This window comes from Bradyrhizobium sp. WYCCWR 12699 (assembly GCF_032144035.1).
Classification (GTDB): Bacteria; Pseudomonadota; Alphaproteobacteria; order Rhizobiales; family Xanthobacteraceae; genus Bradyrhizobium.
Genome location: NZ_JAVTJN010000039.1, coordinates 1,344,338 through 1,358,057, shown reverse-complemented (window position 1 = coordinate 1,358,057; position 13,720 = coordinate 1,344,338). Strand labels below are relative to the sequence as shown.

The following is a 13,720-nucleotide window of genomic DNA, read 5'->3' as shown; positions in this document are numbered from 1 at the left end:
AACGATGGCCTTACGCCGCCGCGTTCGGGAAGCGATAATCCTTGAACTGGTCGCGTAGCGCCGTCTTCAGGATCTTGCCGGTGGCGGTGTGCGGAATACCTTCGACGAAGGCGACGTCGTCGGGCATCCACCATTTGGCGATCTTGCCGTCCATGTATTTCAGGATCTCCTCGCGCGTGGCCTGCTGGCCCTGCTTGAGCTGCACGATCAGGAGGGGCCGCTCGTCCCATTTGGGGTGGAACACGCCGATCACGGCGGCTTCCGCCACGGCGGGGTGACCGACCGCGAGGTTTTCGAGGTCGATCGAGGAGATCCACTCGCCGCCGGACTTGATCACGTCCTTGGAGCGGTCGGTGATCCGCATGTAGCCGTCCTCGTCGATGGTCGAGACGTCGCCGGTGTCGAAGAAGCCGTCCTCGTCGAGAATGTTGCTATCGACGCGGTAATAGGCCTTGGCGACGGCGGGGCCGGAGACCTTGAGGCGGCCGAAGGTCTTGCCGTCCCAGGGCAGCTCCTTGCCGGCATCGTCGGTGATCTTCATCTCGACCGCGAAGGGCGCATAGCCCTGCATCTGCAGCACGTCGAGCCGTGCATCGCCGGTGGCGTTCTGGAACGGCGGCTTCAGCGCCGCGACGCTGCCGATCGGGCTCATCTCGGTCATGCCCCAGGCGTGACGCACGTTCGAGCCCATGTCGAGGAAGGCCTTGATCATCGAGCGCGGCATCGCCGAGCCGCCGCAGATCACCATCTTCAGGTCCGGCAGCTTGAGATTATTGGCGGTCATGTGCTGGAGCAGCATCAGCCACACCGTCGGAACGCCGGCGGTGTGCGTCACCTTCTCGGTCGAGAGCAGCTCATAGACCGAGGCGCCGTCGAGCTTGGCGCCGGGCATGACCAGCTTGGTGCCCTGCGAAGGGGCCGAGAAGGCGATGCCCCAGCTGTTGGCATGGAACAGCGGAACCACCGGCAGCATTGTCTCGGACGCGCTCGTGCCGAGGGCGTCGACATTGTTGGCCATCAGCGCGTGCAGCACGTTGGAGCGATGCGAATACAGCACACCCTTGGGGTCGCCGGTGGTGCCGGAGGTGTAACACATCGCGGCTGCCGTGTTCTCGTCAAAGTCCTTCCATTTGAATTTGCCGTCCGCCTGCGCAATCCAGTCCTCGTAGGCGATCACGTTCTTCAGCGTGGTCTGCGGCATGTGCGCCTTGTCCGTGAGCACCACGTAGCGCTCCACGCTCGGCAGCTTGTCGGCGATCTTCTCCAGGATCGGAACGAAGGTGATGTCGGTCATCACGATGCGGTCCTGCGCATGGTTGATGATCCAGGCAATCTGCTCGGGGAAAAGGCGGGGATTGACGGTATGGCAGATGGCGCCGATTCCCATGATGCCGTACCACACCTCGAGATGGCGCCAGGTGTTCCAGGCGATCGTTGCGACACGGTCGCCGAGCTTGATGCCGTCGCGCTCCAGCATCTGCGAGACCTTCAGCGCGCGCTTGTGGATCTCGCCGTAAGTGGTGCGATGGATCGGTCCCTCGACCGAGCGTGTGACAACCTCCTGCTTGCCATGAATTTTGGCGGCGTGTTCGATGATCCGGTGGCAGAGCAGGGGCCAATCTTGCATCAAACCAAGCATTCCGACGTTCCTCCGAGAAGTCGCTGGGCGCGTTATCGCTCTCAGCGTTGGGCCAAAGATTGCCATGAGTTTTAGCCTGCCGGACTTTCGCCGCAAATGGTCTTGTCGCGGCTATATGTCCGCTGGCGCGGCAATGGTTACCGCTGCGCTGGGATTGTCACTGGTGCTCACCGAGAGGGCGGAGGCACGAAAATCGACATCCCCGCTGGATATCTTCGGTATCGCCGCACCCCGGCCGCGCCCGGCGGTCCATGCCGCCAAGATCCCGCTTCCGAGACCGCGCCCCGAGGAGGCGCCCAAGGCCTCGGATGAGGCTCCGCCAGATGCCGAGGGCAAGCCCGCTGCGGATAACAAGCCTTCTGTAGACAAGCCCGGCACCGACAAGCCTGCCGAGGCCGCGACGCCACCCCCAAAGCCGGTCTCGGCCTGCCGTCTCGCGCTGACCGAGGAGATCGCGATCGCGCCCTCCATTCCGGATATCCGCGGCCCCGGAGCCTGCGGCGGCGAGGATCTGGTGCGGCTGGAGGCCGTCGTGCTGCCGGACAAGCGCAAGGTGGCGGTCAAGCCGGCGGCGATCCTTCGCTGCACCATGGCGACCGCGCTCGCCGATTGGCTGCGCAAGGACATGGTGCCGCTGGCCACCAGCCTCGGCACGACCATTGGCGAACTCGACAATTTCGACAGCTTCGAGTGCCGCGGCCGCAACCGCGTTGCCGGCGCGATGCTGTCGGAGCACGGCAAGGCCAACGCCATCGACGTCCGCGCCATCAAGCTGGCCAACGGGCAGTCGATCGGCCTCACCGACCGCACCATGTCCCGCGACGTGCGCGAGCGCGTGCTGCACTCGGTCTGCACGCGGTTTTCCACCGTGCTCGGTCCGGGCTCGGACTGGTACCACGAGGACCACATCCATCTCGATTTGGCGCAGCGGCGCAACGACTACCGGATCTGCCAGTGGAATGTCTGGGATCCCTTGCCCCAGGTCGCCCCGCTGCTGCCGGCGGAGCGTCCCGAGGAGGCGCCGCCACGCGAGGTCGCCGCCAAGCCCGAGGCCAAGGAGAACGTCAAGGACGGAGCCGACGACGAGGCGGCCGAGAAGGCTCCCGCGCCTGCGGACAAGCCGGCGGCCGAGGGCAGCAAGTCCCGGCCGCACAAGCCGGCAACAAAAAAGCGCCGGTGAAACCGGCGCTTTTGATGTCAGGAGATCAGGGGGCGATCAGTAGCTGCCCGCTTGGCCGGTCTGGCTGCTGCCGAGCGCAAGCCGGGAATTGTAGGGCGAGTCGCCATGCTTGGGCTCGAGCACCACGACGAGGGTACCGACCTTGACGCGATCATAGAGATCGATCGCATCCTCGTTGGTCAGGCGGATGCAGCCCGAGGAGATCGAGGCGCCGATATATTCCGGCTGGTTGGTGCCGTGGATGCGGAACAGCGTGTCCTTGCCGCCCGAATAGAGGTACATCGCGCGGGAGCCCATCGGATTGTCCGGACCCGGCGCGACATAGGTCGGCACGCCCAGGCGCGAGATCTCGCCGGGGGTCGGATGCCACGCCGGCCATTCGGTCTTGCTGCCCACCTTGGCGATGCCCGACCAGGCCATGGCTTCCTCGCCGACGGTGATGCCGTAGCGGATCGCCTTGCCGCCATCCAGCACGTAGTAGAGATAATGGTTGTCGGAATCGACCACGATCGAGCCCGGCGTTTCCTTGCGGTGGTATTCGACGATGGCGCGGCGGAAGGGCTCGGCAACCGCGGTGTTCTCGTACCGGACCTTGGCGAGCAGTTCCTTGTCCTTCGGCTTGAAGGCCTTGGTGTCGGTCGCCTCGTAACGCGTGGCCTGCATACAGCCCGACAGCATCAGGCCAGCGGCCAAAATCGCAAATTTAACTTTCAGCGACGACATGGTTTGGTTCCAATCAAAACAATACCGTGCGGAACGCCTGAGCTTAACGCCCAAGTTCCTCGACTCCGTTTAATCCCATTATCGTTGAAATCTGCCACAATTCCAGCACTGAAGCCCTTTTCCCGCGCTGCGAGAGCCTACCTGTGGCTTTTCTGCCGCAAATTTTGCGGCCGCGTGGAGGTTTTGGGGCGGGGAACGCCGGACTGTCGATTCCGTGCCACAGTTGGGCCATGGCACCGCCACAAATGCAAACGCTTCCTTAATGCAGTTGTCATCGTGAACTGGCCAGAATCGCGCTAAGGGCTGTCATTCTGTCGCAGATCTTCGGAGTCGTGCATGTTTTCGGTGTTTGTTCCCTCCGAGTCCGCGCTGAAGAAGGTTGTCGTTGAGAATCTCGCCGCGTTGCCCGAAAGCGCGGTCTGGATCGATCTCGTCAATCCGACCGGGGCCGAGGACAAGGCGGTAGAGCGGCTCGCGGGTGTCGCCATTCCGACCCGGGAGGACATGCAGGAGATCGAGATCTCCAGCCGCCTCTATATCGAGAATGGCGCGCGCTACATGACCGCGACGCTGATGTGCCACTCCGATACCGACATGCCCAGGACCACGGCGGTGACCTTCATCCTCGCCGATCATCGCCTGGTCACGGTGCGCTACGACCAGCCCAAGCCGTTTGCCCTGGTCGAGGCCAAGTTCGCCCGCTCCTGCGCGCCGTCCATCACCGGCGAGGCCGTGCTGATGGAGCTGCTGGACGCCGTCATCGACCGCTGCGCCGACATCCTGGAGCGCTGCGGCGCCGAGATCGACCAGGTCAGCCACGACATCTTCGAGCCCGAGAGCGAGCGCCACGGGCAGGCCAAGAGATATTCCCAGATCCTGATCTCGATCGGCCGCAAGGGCGATTTGACCTCGAAGGTTCGCGAGAGCCTGGTCTCGATCGGCCGCGTCGTGACGTTCCTGTCCGCGGTGGTGGAGGGCGTGAAATGGTCAAAGGACATGCGCGAGCAGCTCAAGACCATGCAGCGTGACGTGGCATCACTGACCGACCACGCCTCCTATCTCTCCAACAAGATCACCTTCGTGCTCGACGCCATGCTCGGCGTCGTCAATCTCGAGCAGAACAACATCATCAAGCTGTTTTCGGTCATGGCCGTTGTCCTGATGCCGCCGACGCTGATCGCATCGATCTACGGCATGAACTTCAAGGTGATGCCGGAACTCGAATGGGTGCACGGCTATCCGATGGCGCTGGTGATGATGCTGATCGCCGCGATCGTCCCGTACTGGATCTTCAAGTTCAAGAAGTGGCTCTGAACGCGTCGCGCTCTCGGAAAATAGTGACCGAGACCTTACGCCGGACGCAGAGACACGGCTCATCGTGTCGCAGAATAGATCGAGATTGAGGCGTCGCGGTGATGGGTGCACCGTGCCGCAATTCCTCCGGTAAAATTTGAGCGGTGGGCTGAACGTTTGCGCGAAACTTGTCTGCGATAAGCAGTGCGTAGCCGCGAGGAACAACCATGGTTGAGAAACACATAACGTCGCCCCGCAACGTCATCGATCTGGCGAACTATCGTCAGGCGATGACGATCGGCAAGGCGTCGTCGATGTCGGTGCGCATGTGCCGGCACTGTGGTGCTCCGCTGCTCGACGGTGAGAATGACGACGACTGCTCGACCGCATTCAGCTCGGCCGCTCCGCGGCCGCGCGACAGGTCACGTCGGATTCGAATCGATTGAGGAACGGAAGGTAAGGGCGATCCAGGTCTTGCGGCGGCGTTGTCTGGATCGCCTTGCTTCCTTCCTTCGTTATCTGTCAGGTCTGTCAGCTGTGACGCCTGATGGGCAGGTGCGCTAGAGGCCGACTGAACCGCTCATTCAGCCGAAACAGAGCCTGTGTCGGCTGCCGTCAATCCGTCTCGCTAAAAATATTCCACTTTACCGAAATTCGGTTTTGGCGTATGTGTCGCCCATCCCGGCTCACCAGGAGGGGCGATCTCGAGGTCGTCTTGATCGCGAGCCGGGCTTGCGGTGGACGCGGCAGCGTCGGCATGAGAGGTGCGGGCAGGGCGGGTAGTCCCTGTGAGCCCGTGGCCGCGTGCAGACGACGGCGCTGTTCAGTTCGTCTCGCCACGTTCTTTCGGCAACGTCGACAAGGCCGGGAGATAACGTGGTGACCAGCGAATGCGCGTACGGCAAAACCGTGTGGTCCTGGCCGTCGTTGCTACGGTCAAGCCTGTTCGAAGATGCGCGCGAGCCCAACCGGGTGGACGGCATCGTCAATTCGAACGGCGAGGGAGGCCAGAGGAAAGTTCGGCTCCCGGGAGAGCGCGGCATAAGCCGTCCGACCATCGCGCAGGGAAGGTCGAGTGTTCGGCCACACCTGTATGCTGCTGTGCGGTTCTTCCTGCGTGTGCTCTAGCGCAGCGGACCGCGGGTGCGTGCCAGCACCCGGCCTTCCCTGCGCCCTCTTGGCTTGAGGGTGGAGCGACGAAGCAAATCTCGGGCGAATTCAGCCGCGAGAACGCGAAGGCATGCCTGCACGGCGACGAAGCAATCCGGAGTCTTTCCGCGGAAAGATTCCGGATTGCTTTGCTGTGCTCGCAATGACGAGAAGAACCTATACGTGCTGGCCGCCGTTGATGTGGATCTCCGCGCCGTTGACGTAGGAGCTGGTGTCCGTGCACAGCACGTAGATGATCTTGGCGACCTCGTCGGGGGTGCCGAGGCGGTGCATCGGGATCTGCTGCTCGACGATCTTCTCGGTGCCAGGCGACAGGATCGAGGTGTCGATCTCGCCCGGTGCGATGGCGTTGACGCGCACGCCGACGCGGCCGAAGTCGGAGGCCATCTCACGCGTCAGCGAGGCGAGCGCGGCCTTCGAGGTGGCGTAGGCGGCGCCCGCGAACGGATGCACGCGCGAGCCGGCGATCGAGGTGACGTTCACGACCGATCCCTTGGCCGCCTTCAATTCCTCAATCAGCCCGCGCGCGATCATGATCGGCGCGAAGAAGTTGACGTGGAAGACGTGCGTCCAGGTATCGAGATCGGTGTCGACCGAGCCGAGCCGGGAGCCGCCGGGGCCCTTCGGCGAGATCGCGGCGTTGTTGACCAGCGCATGCAGCATGCCGCCTTCGAGCCGGTCGCGGATATCGGAGATCGCGCGGGTCGTGTCCGTGGGACTGCTGAGATCGACCTGGATGTGATCCTCAGGGCCGGCGTCCCACGGACAATCCTCCGGGAACGGATGCCGCGAGCAGGTGATGACGCGCCACCCCGCCGAGGAAAAGCGGATCACGGTGGCGTGGCCGATGCCGCGGCTTGCTCCGGTCAGGAGCAGCGTGCGGCGCGGCGCATTGGACGAATGCGGCATGGACATCTTTCAGGTCGGCCCAAAGTCTTAAGGGTACATCCGCGTCTTGGACCACGGTTGGCCGGCCGCGTCACGGCGAAATTCGATGCGGTCGTGCAGACGGAATGGGCGGTCGTGCCAGAACTCGATCCGCGCGGGCGTGATGCGCCAGCCGCTCCAGCCCGGCGGCCGCGGCACTTCGCCGATGACGTGTCTGGCCGCGACTTTCGCGATGGCTTGTTCGAAGGCGAAGCGGCTCTCCAGCTCCTGCGACTGCTTGCTCGCCCAGGCGCCGATCTGGGCCTGCTTGGGCCGGGTGGCGAAATAGGCGTCGGCCTCGGCCTCTGTCACCGGCGTCACGTTGCCGCGGATGCGGACCTGACGGCGCAGCGACTTCCAGTGAAAAAGTAAAGCGGCCTTAGGATTTGCGGCGAGTTCGCGGCCCTTCTGGCTTGCGATGTGGCTGTAGAAGACAAAACCCTCGGTATCGAAGCCTTTCATCAGCACCATGCGCACATCAGGCAGCCCGTCGGGGTCGACGGTTGCGAGCGCCATGGCGTTCGGATCGTTCGGCTCGCTCTTGATCGCCTCGTTCAGCCAGCTCTCGAACAGCGCAAATGGCTCGTCGGCGGCGGTGAAATCACCGGATGTTAAGGGTGTCTGGTGTTTCATCGAGGTCGTGTCGGTCATGTCTGGAGTCCGAGTTGCGTCCCGCGGCCCAAAACGCGTTGTCGTCCGCTACCGCCCTATATAGGGCATGGGGACGCGTTGGCCTATCGGCGATCCGACCCACAGGCCTCGTCATGACGATCATTCTGGTCGGGCTCGGTACCGGGGGATGCAGCTTTTCCCGCAAGGATCAGAGCGCCTACGCCAAGGCCGACGACAGCGACCTCACCGGCTCGATCGCGCGACCGGCGAAGGAAGCCCCGCCGACCGAGACCGATCTCGCCTTCGCCCGCAACGCCGCCTCCGACGTCCTCAGCAAGGGCGACAAGGATTCCAGTCAGCATTGGGAGAATCCGGAGACCGGGGCGCGCGGCTCGGTGACCCCGATCGCACAATCCTATGCCGCCGAGGACGGCCGCAAATGCCGCGATTTCCTGGCGAGCTATGTCAACGGGGCGACCGAAAGCTGGCTCCAGGGCGCCGGCTGCCAAAGCACCCGTGGCCGTTGGGAGATTCATACGCTAAAGCCGTGGCGGAGCTAGGATTCGGTCGGCAAGCCTAGTTGCAAAAATGCCACTCCGCCCCCACATGGATCGCAGGTGGGGCGGGGAGCCCTTTGAACAATTCGATTCTTGAAGGAGACGTGACGGATGCGCGACCCCTATGAGGTCTTGGGGGTGCCGCGGAGCGCTAGCGCTGCCGCGATCAAGAGCGCCTATCGCAAGCTTGCCAAGAAGCACCATCCCGACAGCAACAAGGACGACCCCAAAGCCGCCGAGCGCTTCTCCGAGATCAACTCGGCGAACGAGATCATCGGCGACGAGGACAAGCGCAAGCAGTTCGACCGCGGCGAGATCGACGCCGAGGGCAAGCCGCGCTTCCAGGGGTTTCCGGGCGGTGGCGGGCCGCGTGGCCGCGCCGGTCCCGGCGGCTTCGAAAGCTATTCGTTCCGCTCCGGCGGCGGCCCTGGCCAGGGCGGCGGCGCCTTCGAGGATATCCTCAACAGCATGTTCGGCGGCGGGATGCGCGGCGCCCGTCCTGGGGCCGGCGGTGGAGCCCAGTTCGAATTCGACACCGGCGGCGTCGGGCTCGATCTCGACGTCAACGTTGCCATGTCCGTCTCGCTGGAAGAGTCGGTCAAGGGCGGCGAGAAACGCGTCCGGCTGCCGACGGGCAAGGAGCTCAACGTCAAGATTCCCGCCGGCGTCACCGAGGGCCAGCAGATCCGGCTCCGGGGGCAAGGCGAGTCCGCGCAGGGCCATCCGCCCGGCGATCTCCTGATCACCATCAACATTGCCCCGCACCCGTTCTTCAAGGTCGAGGGCGCCGACCTCAGGATCGACCTGCCGGTCACGCTCTATGAGGCCGTGCTCGGGGCCAAGGTCCGCGTGCCCACCCTCGGCAATGCCGTGGAGCTTTCGGTCCCGAAAAACACCTCCAGCGGCCGGACCTTCCGCCTCAAGGGCAAGGGCCTGCCGAAATCCGGTGGAACCGGGGATCTCTTCGTCACCGTCAGGATTATGCTACCGGACGGGAACGACGCCGAGCTTGAAGCATTGATGGAGAAGTGGCGGGACCAACACCCCTACAATCCACGTAGCGGGCTTGGTTAGGCGATTCGAACTGAAGGGGTTCTCCTAAAGGCCTAGGGCATCGTCCGGGAGATGATGCTCATCATATGCCTGAGGCGTGGTAGCGCTTCACGAATTCGACGTGTCGGCTGTCCGGCGGGGCAGCCGATAAAAAGGTGCGGCCTCGAGAGGGGGACCAGCGCGGTACCAAAAACCCCAATCGAGGCCGCCCGCGTCGATCGGCGGATCGAACGCTGCTCATTTTCGCGTGATCATCCGGTGCGATAATGAGACGCGCCGATGTCTTCATTCCAAATTTTCAATGTCGGAATCTGGGCACTGCGGTGCAGCAGTCTCTCAGGTGCCGTTTTTCTCGGCCTGATCATAGACCGCCTGCGCCACCTTGGTCAGCCGGTCGCGATCACCGCCCCCGCTGACGACGTAGCCGACGCCGCGCTCAGCCCAGAACAGCGCGCCGTCCTTGTCCGTTTTGGCGTAGCGCATTTGCGTTGCACCATTCTCGGTCTTGGCCGTGTAGATGGTGTAGCGCTCGCCCGAGGCGCCTTCATACATCAGGAACGAGGCCGGACCGCTCGGCCCCGGCAAAAGCCGGCCGCCGACGAGCTTCAGCCCGCTGGCCTCCAGGTTCGGCGCGAACACGGTCCAGCCGCAGCGCCGGGTCAGCCAGGCCTGGAGGTGGTCGCGCTCATTCCCGCCGACCTCGACGGGGTGGCGGACCTCGACGACATAGAGACGGTGTGCGTCGAGCGCGTCCGCGGTAAAGCTCTGGAAGGTCGAGGGCGCGCTGGCGGCGCCGTGTGCGACCCAGCCGGCCGTGCCGCCGGCGACGAAAGCAACCAGCACAGCCGCGGCGGCGCCATAGAGCCATTGCCGCGGGCGGCGTTCCAGCCGCTCGAGCTCCAGCCGCGCCGGCACCGGCTCCTGGGCAATGGAATCGTAGCGGGCGTGCAGCATCTCCGCCATCGCGCGCCAGGACTGCACGCGCTCGGCCTCTTCAGGATGGGCGGCAAGCCAGGCCTCGACGTCGGCGCGGCGCTCGGCCGGCAGCTCGCCGTCGACATAGGCGTGCAGTTCGTCCTCGGTCACTGGGATCTTGCGCTCGTTCATTTCGATCGTCTCTGGCTCTGTGGCCCTGAATGTCGTTCAAAGTTCAACTTCGCATCGCTCATCGGCATGCTGCAGGCGGTCAATACGCATCAATCCTGCCATCATTTCACCCGCCGCAGTGCCGGGCGCTCGCCTTCCAGCGAGGCCTTGACGTGGGCGCGCGCGCGGGCGAGGCGCGACATCACGGTGCCGATCGGCACGCCCTGGATGTCGGCGACCTCGCGGTAGCTCATGCCTTCCAGCATGACCAGCAGCAACACCGAGCGTTGCTCCTCGACGAGCGTCGCCAGCGCCCTCTCGATGTCGCGGCCTTCGGCTTCGGTGCCGCTGGCATCCGGGTTGTTGTCCGTCAGTTGCATGAACTGCGGACGTCTTGCCAGCGAGCGCCGCCGATTCTTGTTGAGGTTGGTCAGGATCGTGTAGAGCCAGCTCCTGACGTCGCCTCCGAGAAACAATCGCTCCGAGCGCAGGGCCCGCACCAGCGTGTCCTGCACCAGATCGTCGGCCGCGTCCGCGTCGCGCGTGAGCGCGCGGGCGTAGCGGCGCAACGCCGGGATCATGGCTTCCACACTCTGGCGAAACGCACTCATTGCGGTCTTGACGTCCTGGTGTCAGGCGCGAGCGCCCATAGTGATCATAACACCCGAATGGAACGGCTATTCCGCCGCTCGAAACAGCGTTAACGCGGCGTATTAGGGCTGTACCGCAGGGGAGGGCTGGTGTACCTCCAGACCTCACCAAGAGTTCGACGGGACGTTCAAAAATGGCGCAGAATTCAGGTCTGATGCAAGGAAAGCGCGGGGTGATCCTCGGCCTTGCCAACAACCGCTCGATCGCCTGGGGCATCGCCAAGGCATGCCACGCTGCCGGCGCCGAGCTCGCCTTCACCTATCAGGGCGATGCGCTGAAGAAGCGCGTCGAGCCGCTCGCCGCCGAGATCGGTGGTCTCGTGCTCGGCCATTGCGACGTCACCGATGCTGCGACCATCGATGCCGCGTTCGCGGTGCTGAAGGAGAAGTGGGGCAAGATCGACTTCCTAGTGCACGCGATCGCCTATGGCGAGCAGCTCGAGGGCCGCTACGTCGACACCACGGCGGAGAATTTTTCCAAGTCGATGCTGATCTCCTGCTACTCGTTCACGGCCGTGGCGCAGCGCGCCGAGAAGCTGATGACGGATGGCGGTTCGATGATCACGCTCTCCTATTACGGTGCCGAGAAGTGGATGCCGCATTACAACGTGATGGGCGTGGCGAAGGCGGCGCTGGAGGCTAGCGTGCGCTATCTCGCCGCCGATCTCGGCGAGAAGAACATCCGCGTCAACGCGATCTCGGCAGGTCCCATCAAGACCCTCGCGGCATCCGGCATCGGCGACTTCCGCTATATCCTGAAGTGGAACGAGACCAACGCGCCGATGCGGCGCAACGTCTCGACGGAAGACGTCGGCGGCAGCGCGCTGTATTTCCTCTCCGACCTCTCGCGCGGCGTCACCGGCGAGGTGCATCACGTCGATTCCGGCTATCACGTGCTGGGCATGAAGCGGCCCGATGCCCCGGACATTTCGTTCGGCGGCAAGGACTAGTTTCAAATCCGGAATGGCCGTGCCCACGATCTACTATCTTCGCCACGGCGAGACCGAGTGGAATGCGCTCGGCAGGCTTCAGGGCACCAAGGACATCCCGCTGAACGCGCGCGGGCGCGATCAAGCCATCCAGGCCGGCAGCATCCTCGCCGATTTGTTCAAGCGCGAGGGGCGCGATAAGGCGGCGCTGCCTTACGTGTCGAGCCCGCTCGGCCGTGCGCGCCAGACCATGGAGCTCGCGCGCGGCAAGCTCGAACTGCCGGTTGCCGACTATGCGCTCGATGATCGGCTGCGCGAGATCGGCTACGGCGGCTGGGAAGGGCTGACGCTGGCCGAGAGCGAGGCGAAAGATCCCGACATTTACGCAAGGCGCCTCGCCGACAAATGGACGGTGGGTCCGGCGGGCGGGGAGACCTATGCCGACGTCCAAATCCGCGTGCGCGCCTGGTACGATCAGCTGCAGGCCGACACCGTCGCGGTCGCCCATGGCGGCACCTGCCGGGCCCTGATGGTGTCGCTTGGCCTGGAGACACCGGCCAGCGCCGCCGAGCTCTATATCCAGCAGGGCGCCGTCTACGTGTTCCGCGAGGGACGGCTGGAAAAGTTCAGTTAGGCCACCCATCGTCATTCCGGAACTGGTCCTTCGGACCATCCCGGAATGACGGGAACGGGGTTGAACGCCGTGATCCGCGGCGCTACCACAAGTCAGAACTGACTTACGAACCACCGAGCAGCGATGTCCTTCAACACCTCCGGCCACATGTTCCGCGTCACCACCTTCGGCGAAAGCCATGGGGTGGCCATCGGCTGCGTGGTCGACGGCTGTCCGCCCATGATCCCGCTCACCGAGGCCGACATCCAGGGCGACCTCGATCGCCGCCGGCCCGGCCAATCGCGCTTCACCACCCAGCGCCAGGAGCCGGACCAGGTCAAAATCCTCTCCGGCGTGATGGCGCATCCGGAGACCGGCGAGCAGGTGACGACGGGCACGCCGATCGGGCTCCTGATCGAGAACACCGACCAGCGCTCGAAGGACTATTCCGAGATCAAGGACAAGTTTCGCCCCGGGCACGCCGACTTCACCTATGAAGCCAAATACGGTCTGCGCGATTATCGCGGCGGCGGCCGCTCGTCCGCGCGCGAGACCGCGACGCGCGTCGCGGCCGGTGCGATCGCGCGAAAAGTGCTGCCCGACGTCCGCGTGCGGGGCGCTCTGGTGCAGATGGGCCCGCACAAGATCGACCGCGCCAAGTGGGACTGGGACGAGATCGCAAGGAATCCGTTCTTCTGCCCGGACAAGGACAAGGCCGCGTTTTTCGAGACCTATCTCGACGGCATCCGCAAGAGCGGCTCCTCGATCGGCGCGGTGATTGAAATCGTCGCCGAAGGCGTGCCGGCCGGACTTGGCGCGCCAATCTACGCCAAGCTCGATTCCGATCTGGCGGGTGCGATGATGACGATCAACGCGGTGAAAGGCGTCGAGATCGGCGCCGGCTTTGGCGCGGCCGAGCTAACCGGCGAGGAGAATGCCGACGAGATGCGCACCGGCAATGACGGTACGCGCTTCCTGTCCAACCATGCCGGCGGCGTGCTGGGCGGGATCTCCACGGGGCAGCCGGTGGTGGTGCGTTTCGCGGTGAAGCCGACCTCCTCGATCCTGCAGCCCCGCCGGACTGTCGATCGCCAGGGCGCAGACACCGAAATCTTCACGAAGGGCCGCCATGACCCCTGCGTCGGCATCCGCGCCGTTCCCGTCGGCGAGGCCATGATGGCGTGCGTGCTGGCCGACCACTTTCTGCGCGACCGCGGGCAGGTGGGGCGCTAGCGCCGAGTAGGGCGTCGTGCCGCGGTACTAGCCCACCGCGCAGCTTGACGATCCC

14 protein-coding genes are annotated in these 13,720 nt (G+C 64.4%); 8 read left to right on the top strand and 6 right to left on the bottom strand.

Going from position 1 to position 13,720, the window contains the following annotated elements; translation table 11 throughout:
• Positions 1 to 10: 10 nt before the first annotated feature.
• Entirely contained in the window at positions 11 to 1,639 is a 1,629-nt protein-coding gene (locus RPS27_RS37015) for a fatty-acid--CoA ligase (RefSeq protein WP_212065468.1), read from the bottom strand.
• 64 nt (positions 1,640 to 1,703) lie between these two features.
• Between RPS27_RS37015 and RPS27_RS37010 the strand changes: the two genes are divergently transcribed.
• A complete protein-coding gene (locus tag RPS27_RS37010; protein WP_211419322.1) occupies positions 1,704 to 2,819 on the top strand; it encodes an extensin family protein in 1,116 nt (371 codons plus the stop codon).
• Between the two features lie 36 nt (positions 2,820 to 2,855).
• Here RPS27_RS37010 and RPS27_RS37005 read toward each other — a convergent pair whose 3' ends face one another.
• Entirely contained in the window at positions 2,856 to 3,542 is a 687-nt protein-coding gene (locus RPS27_RS37005) for a L,D-transpeptidase (protein ID WP_194406742.1), read from the bottom strand.
• A 336-nt stretch (positions 3,543 to 3,878) separates the two neighbouring features.
• On the opposite strand from RPS27_RS37005, the gene RPS27_RS37000 reads away from it, so the two are divergent.
• Together RPS27_RS37000 and RPS27_RS36995 are read left to right on the top strand one after the other, a co-directional pair.
• Positions 3,879 to 4,856 (top strand): magnesium transporter CorA family protein, encoded by a 978-nt coding sequence (locus RPS27_RS37000; RefSeq protein ID WP_194406743.1) that lies wholly within the window; start codon positions 3,879 to 3,881, stop codon positions 4,854 to 4,856.
• A 206-nt stretch (positions 4,857 to 5,062) separates the two neighbouring features.
• Entirely contained in the window at positions 5,063 to 5,281 is a 219-nt protein-coding gene (locus tag RPS27_RS36995; RefSeq protein ID WP_194406744.1) for a hypothetical protein, read from the top strand.
• Between the two features lie 880 nt (positions 5,282 to 6,161).
• Here RPS27_RS36995 and RPS27_RS36990 read toward each other — a convergent pair.
• Positions 6,162 to 6,914, bottom strand: a complete 753-nt coding sequence (locus tag RPS27_RS36990; RefSeq protein ID WP_313755022.1) for an SDR family oxidoreductase — start codon at positions 6,912 to 6,914, stop codon at positions 6,162 to 6,164.
• A gap of 27 nt (positions 6,915 to 6,941) precedes the next feature.
• A complete protein-coding gene (pdxH, locus tag RPS27_RS36985) occupies positions 6,942 to 7,583 on the bottom strand; it encodes a pyridoxamine 5'-phosphate oxidase (protein WP_211418027.1) in 642 nt (213 codons plus the stop codon).
• A gap of 113 nt (positions 7,584 to 7,696) precedes the next feature.
• Between pdxH and RPS27_RS36980 the strand changes: the two genes are divergently transcribed.
• Complete coding sequence (locus tag RPS27_RS36980) at positions 7,697 to 8,104, top strand: RT0821/Lpp0805 family surface protein (RefSeq protein WP_211418026.1); 408 nt, start codon at positions 7,697 to 7,699, stop codon at positions 8,102 to 8,104.
• Positions 8,105 to 8,212: 108 nt separating this feature from the next.
• Positions 8,213 to 9,175 (top strand): DnaJ C-terminal domain-containing protein, encoded by a 963-nt coding sequence (locus RPS27_RS36975; RefSeq protein WP_194406748.1) that lies wholly within the window; start codon positions 8,213 to 8,215, stop codon positions 9,173 to 9,175.
• Between the two features lie 315 nt (positions 9,176 to 9,490).
• Here the strand turns inward: RPS27_RS36975 and RPS27_RS36970 are convergent, their stop codons facing one another.
• Both RPS27_RS36970 and RPS27_RS36965 read right to left on the bottom strand, forming a co-directional pair.
• A complete protein-coding gene (locus RPS27_RS36970) occupies positions 9,491 to 10,261 on the bottom strand; it encodes an anti-sigma factor family protein (RefSeq protein WP_194406749.1) in 771 nt (256 codons plus the stop codon).
• A 101-nt stretch (positions 10,262 to 10,362) separates the two neighbouring features.
• Positions 10,363 to 10,851 (bottom strand): sigma-70 family RNA polymerase sigma factor, encoded by a 489-nt coding sequence (locus tag RPS27_RS36965; protein WP_194406750.1) that lies wholly within the window; start codon positions 10,849 to 10,851, stop codon positions 10,363 to 10,365.
• A 173-nt stretch (positions 10,852 to 11,024) separates the two neighbouring features.
• Here RPS27_RS36965 and fabI point away from each other — a divergent pair, with 173 nt between their 5' ends.
• From fabI to aroC, 3 genes are all read left to right on the top strand, one after another.
• Positions 11,025 to 11,840 carry an enoyl-ACP reductase FabI gene (fabI, locus tag RPS27_RS36960; protein WP_211418025.1) on the top strand — a complete coding sequence of 272 codons (816 nt, stop codon included), beginning with the start codon at positions 11,025 to 11,027 and terminating at the stop codon, positions 11,838 to 11,840.
• Positions 11,841 to 11,853: 13 nt separating this feature from the next.
• The gene (locus RPS27_RS36955; RefSeq protein ID WP_211418024.1) at positions 11,854 to 12,453 is read left to right on the top strand and encodes a histidine phosphatase family protein; all 600 of its coding nucleotides are present in this window, start codon (positions 11,854 to 11,856) and stop codon (positions 12,451 to 12,453) included.
• Positions 12,454 to 12,576: 123 nt separating this feature from the next.
• Positions 12,577 to 13,665 carry a chorismate synthase gene (gene aroC / locus RPS27_RS36950; RefSeq protein WP_212065467.1) on the top strand — a complete coding sequence of 363 codons (1,089 nt, stop codon included), beginning with the start codon at positions 12,577 to 12,579 and terminating at the stop codon, positions 13,663 to 13,665.
• Positions 13,666 to 13,720: the final 55 nt, after the last annotated feature.

Coding starts and splice junctions, on each gene's coding strand:
- RPS27_RS37015 (WP_212065468.1), bottom strand. CDS start 1,639: ATGCTTGGTTTGATGCAAGATTGGCCCCTGCTCTGCCACCGGATCATC.
- RPS27_RS37010 (WP_211419322.1), top strand. CDS start 1,704: ATGAGTTTTAGCCTGCCGGACTTTCGCCGCAAATGGTCTTGTCGCGGC.
- RPS27_RS37005 (WP_194406742.1), bottom strand. CDS start 3,542: ATGTCGTCGCTGAAAGTTAAATTTGCGATTTTGGCCGCTGGCCTGATG.
- RPS27_RS37000 (WP_194406743.1), top strand. CDS start 3,879: ATGTTTTCGGTGTTTGTTCCCTCCGAGTCCGCGCTGAAGAAGGTTGTC.
- RPS27_RS36995 (WP_194406744.1), top strand. CDS start 5,063: ATGGTTGAGAAACACATAACGTCGCCCCGCAACGTCATCGATCTGGCG.
- RPS27_RS36990 (WP_313755022.1), bottom strand. CDS start 6,914: ATGCCGCATTCGTCCAATGCGCCGCGCCGCACGCTGCTCCTGACCGGA.
- pdxH (WP_211418027.1), bottom strand. CDS start 7,583: ATGACCGACACGACCTCGATGAAACACCAGACACCCTTAACATCCGGT.
- RPS27_RS36980 (WP_211418026.1), top strand. CDS start 7,697: ATGACGATCATTCTGGTCGGGCTCGGTACCGGGGGATGCAGCTTTTCC.
- RPS27_RS36975 (WP_194406748.1), top strand. CDS start 8,213: ATGCGCGACCCCTATGAGGTCTTGGGGGTGCCGCGGAGCGCTAGCGCT.
- RPS27_RS36970 (WP_194406749.1), bottom strand. CDS start 10,261: ATGAACGAGCGCAAGATCCCAGTGACCGAGGACGAACTGCACGCCTAT.
- RPS27_RS36965 (WP_194406750.1), bottom strand. CDS start 10,851: ATGAGTGCGTTTCGCCAGAGTGTGGAAGCCATGATCCCGGCGTTGCGC.
- fabI (WP_211418025.1), top strand. CDS start 11,025: ATGGCGCAGAATTCAGGTCTGATGCAAGGAAAGCGCGGGGTGATCCTC.
- RPS27_RS36955 (WP_211418024.1), top strand. CDS start 11,854: ATGGCCGTGCCCACGATCTACTATCTTCGCCACGGCGAGACCGAGTGG.
- aroC (WP_212065467.1), top strand. CDS start 12,577: ATGTCCTTCAACACCTCCGGCCACATGTTCCGCGTCACCACCTTCGGC.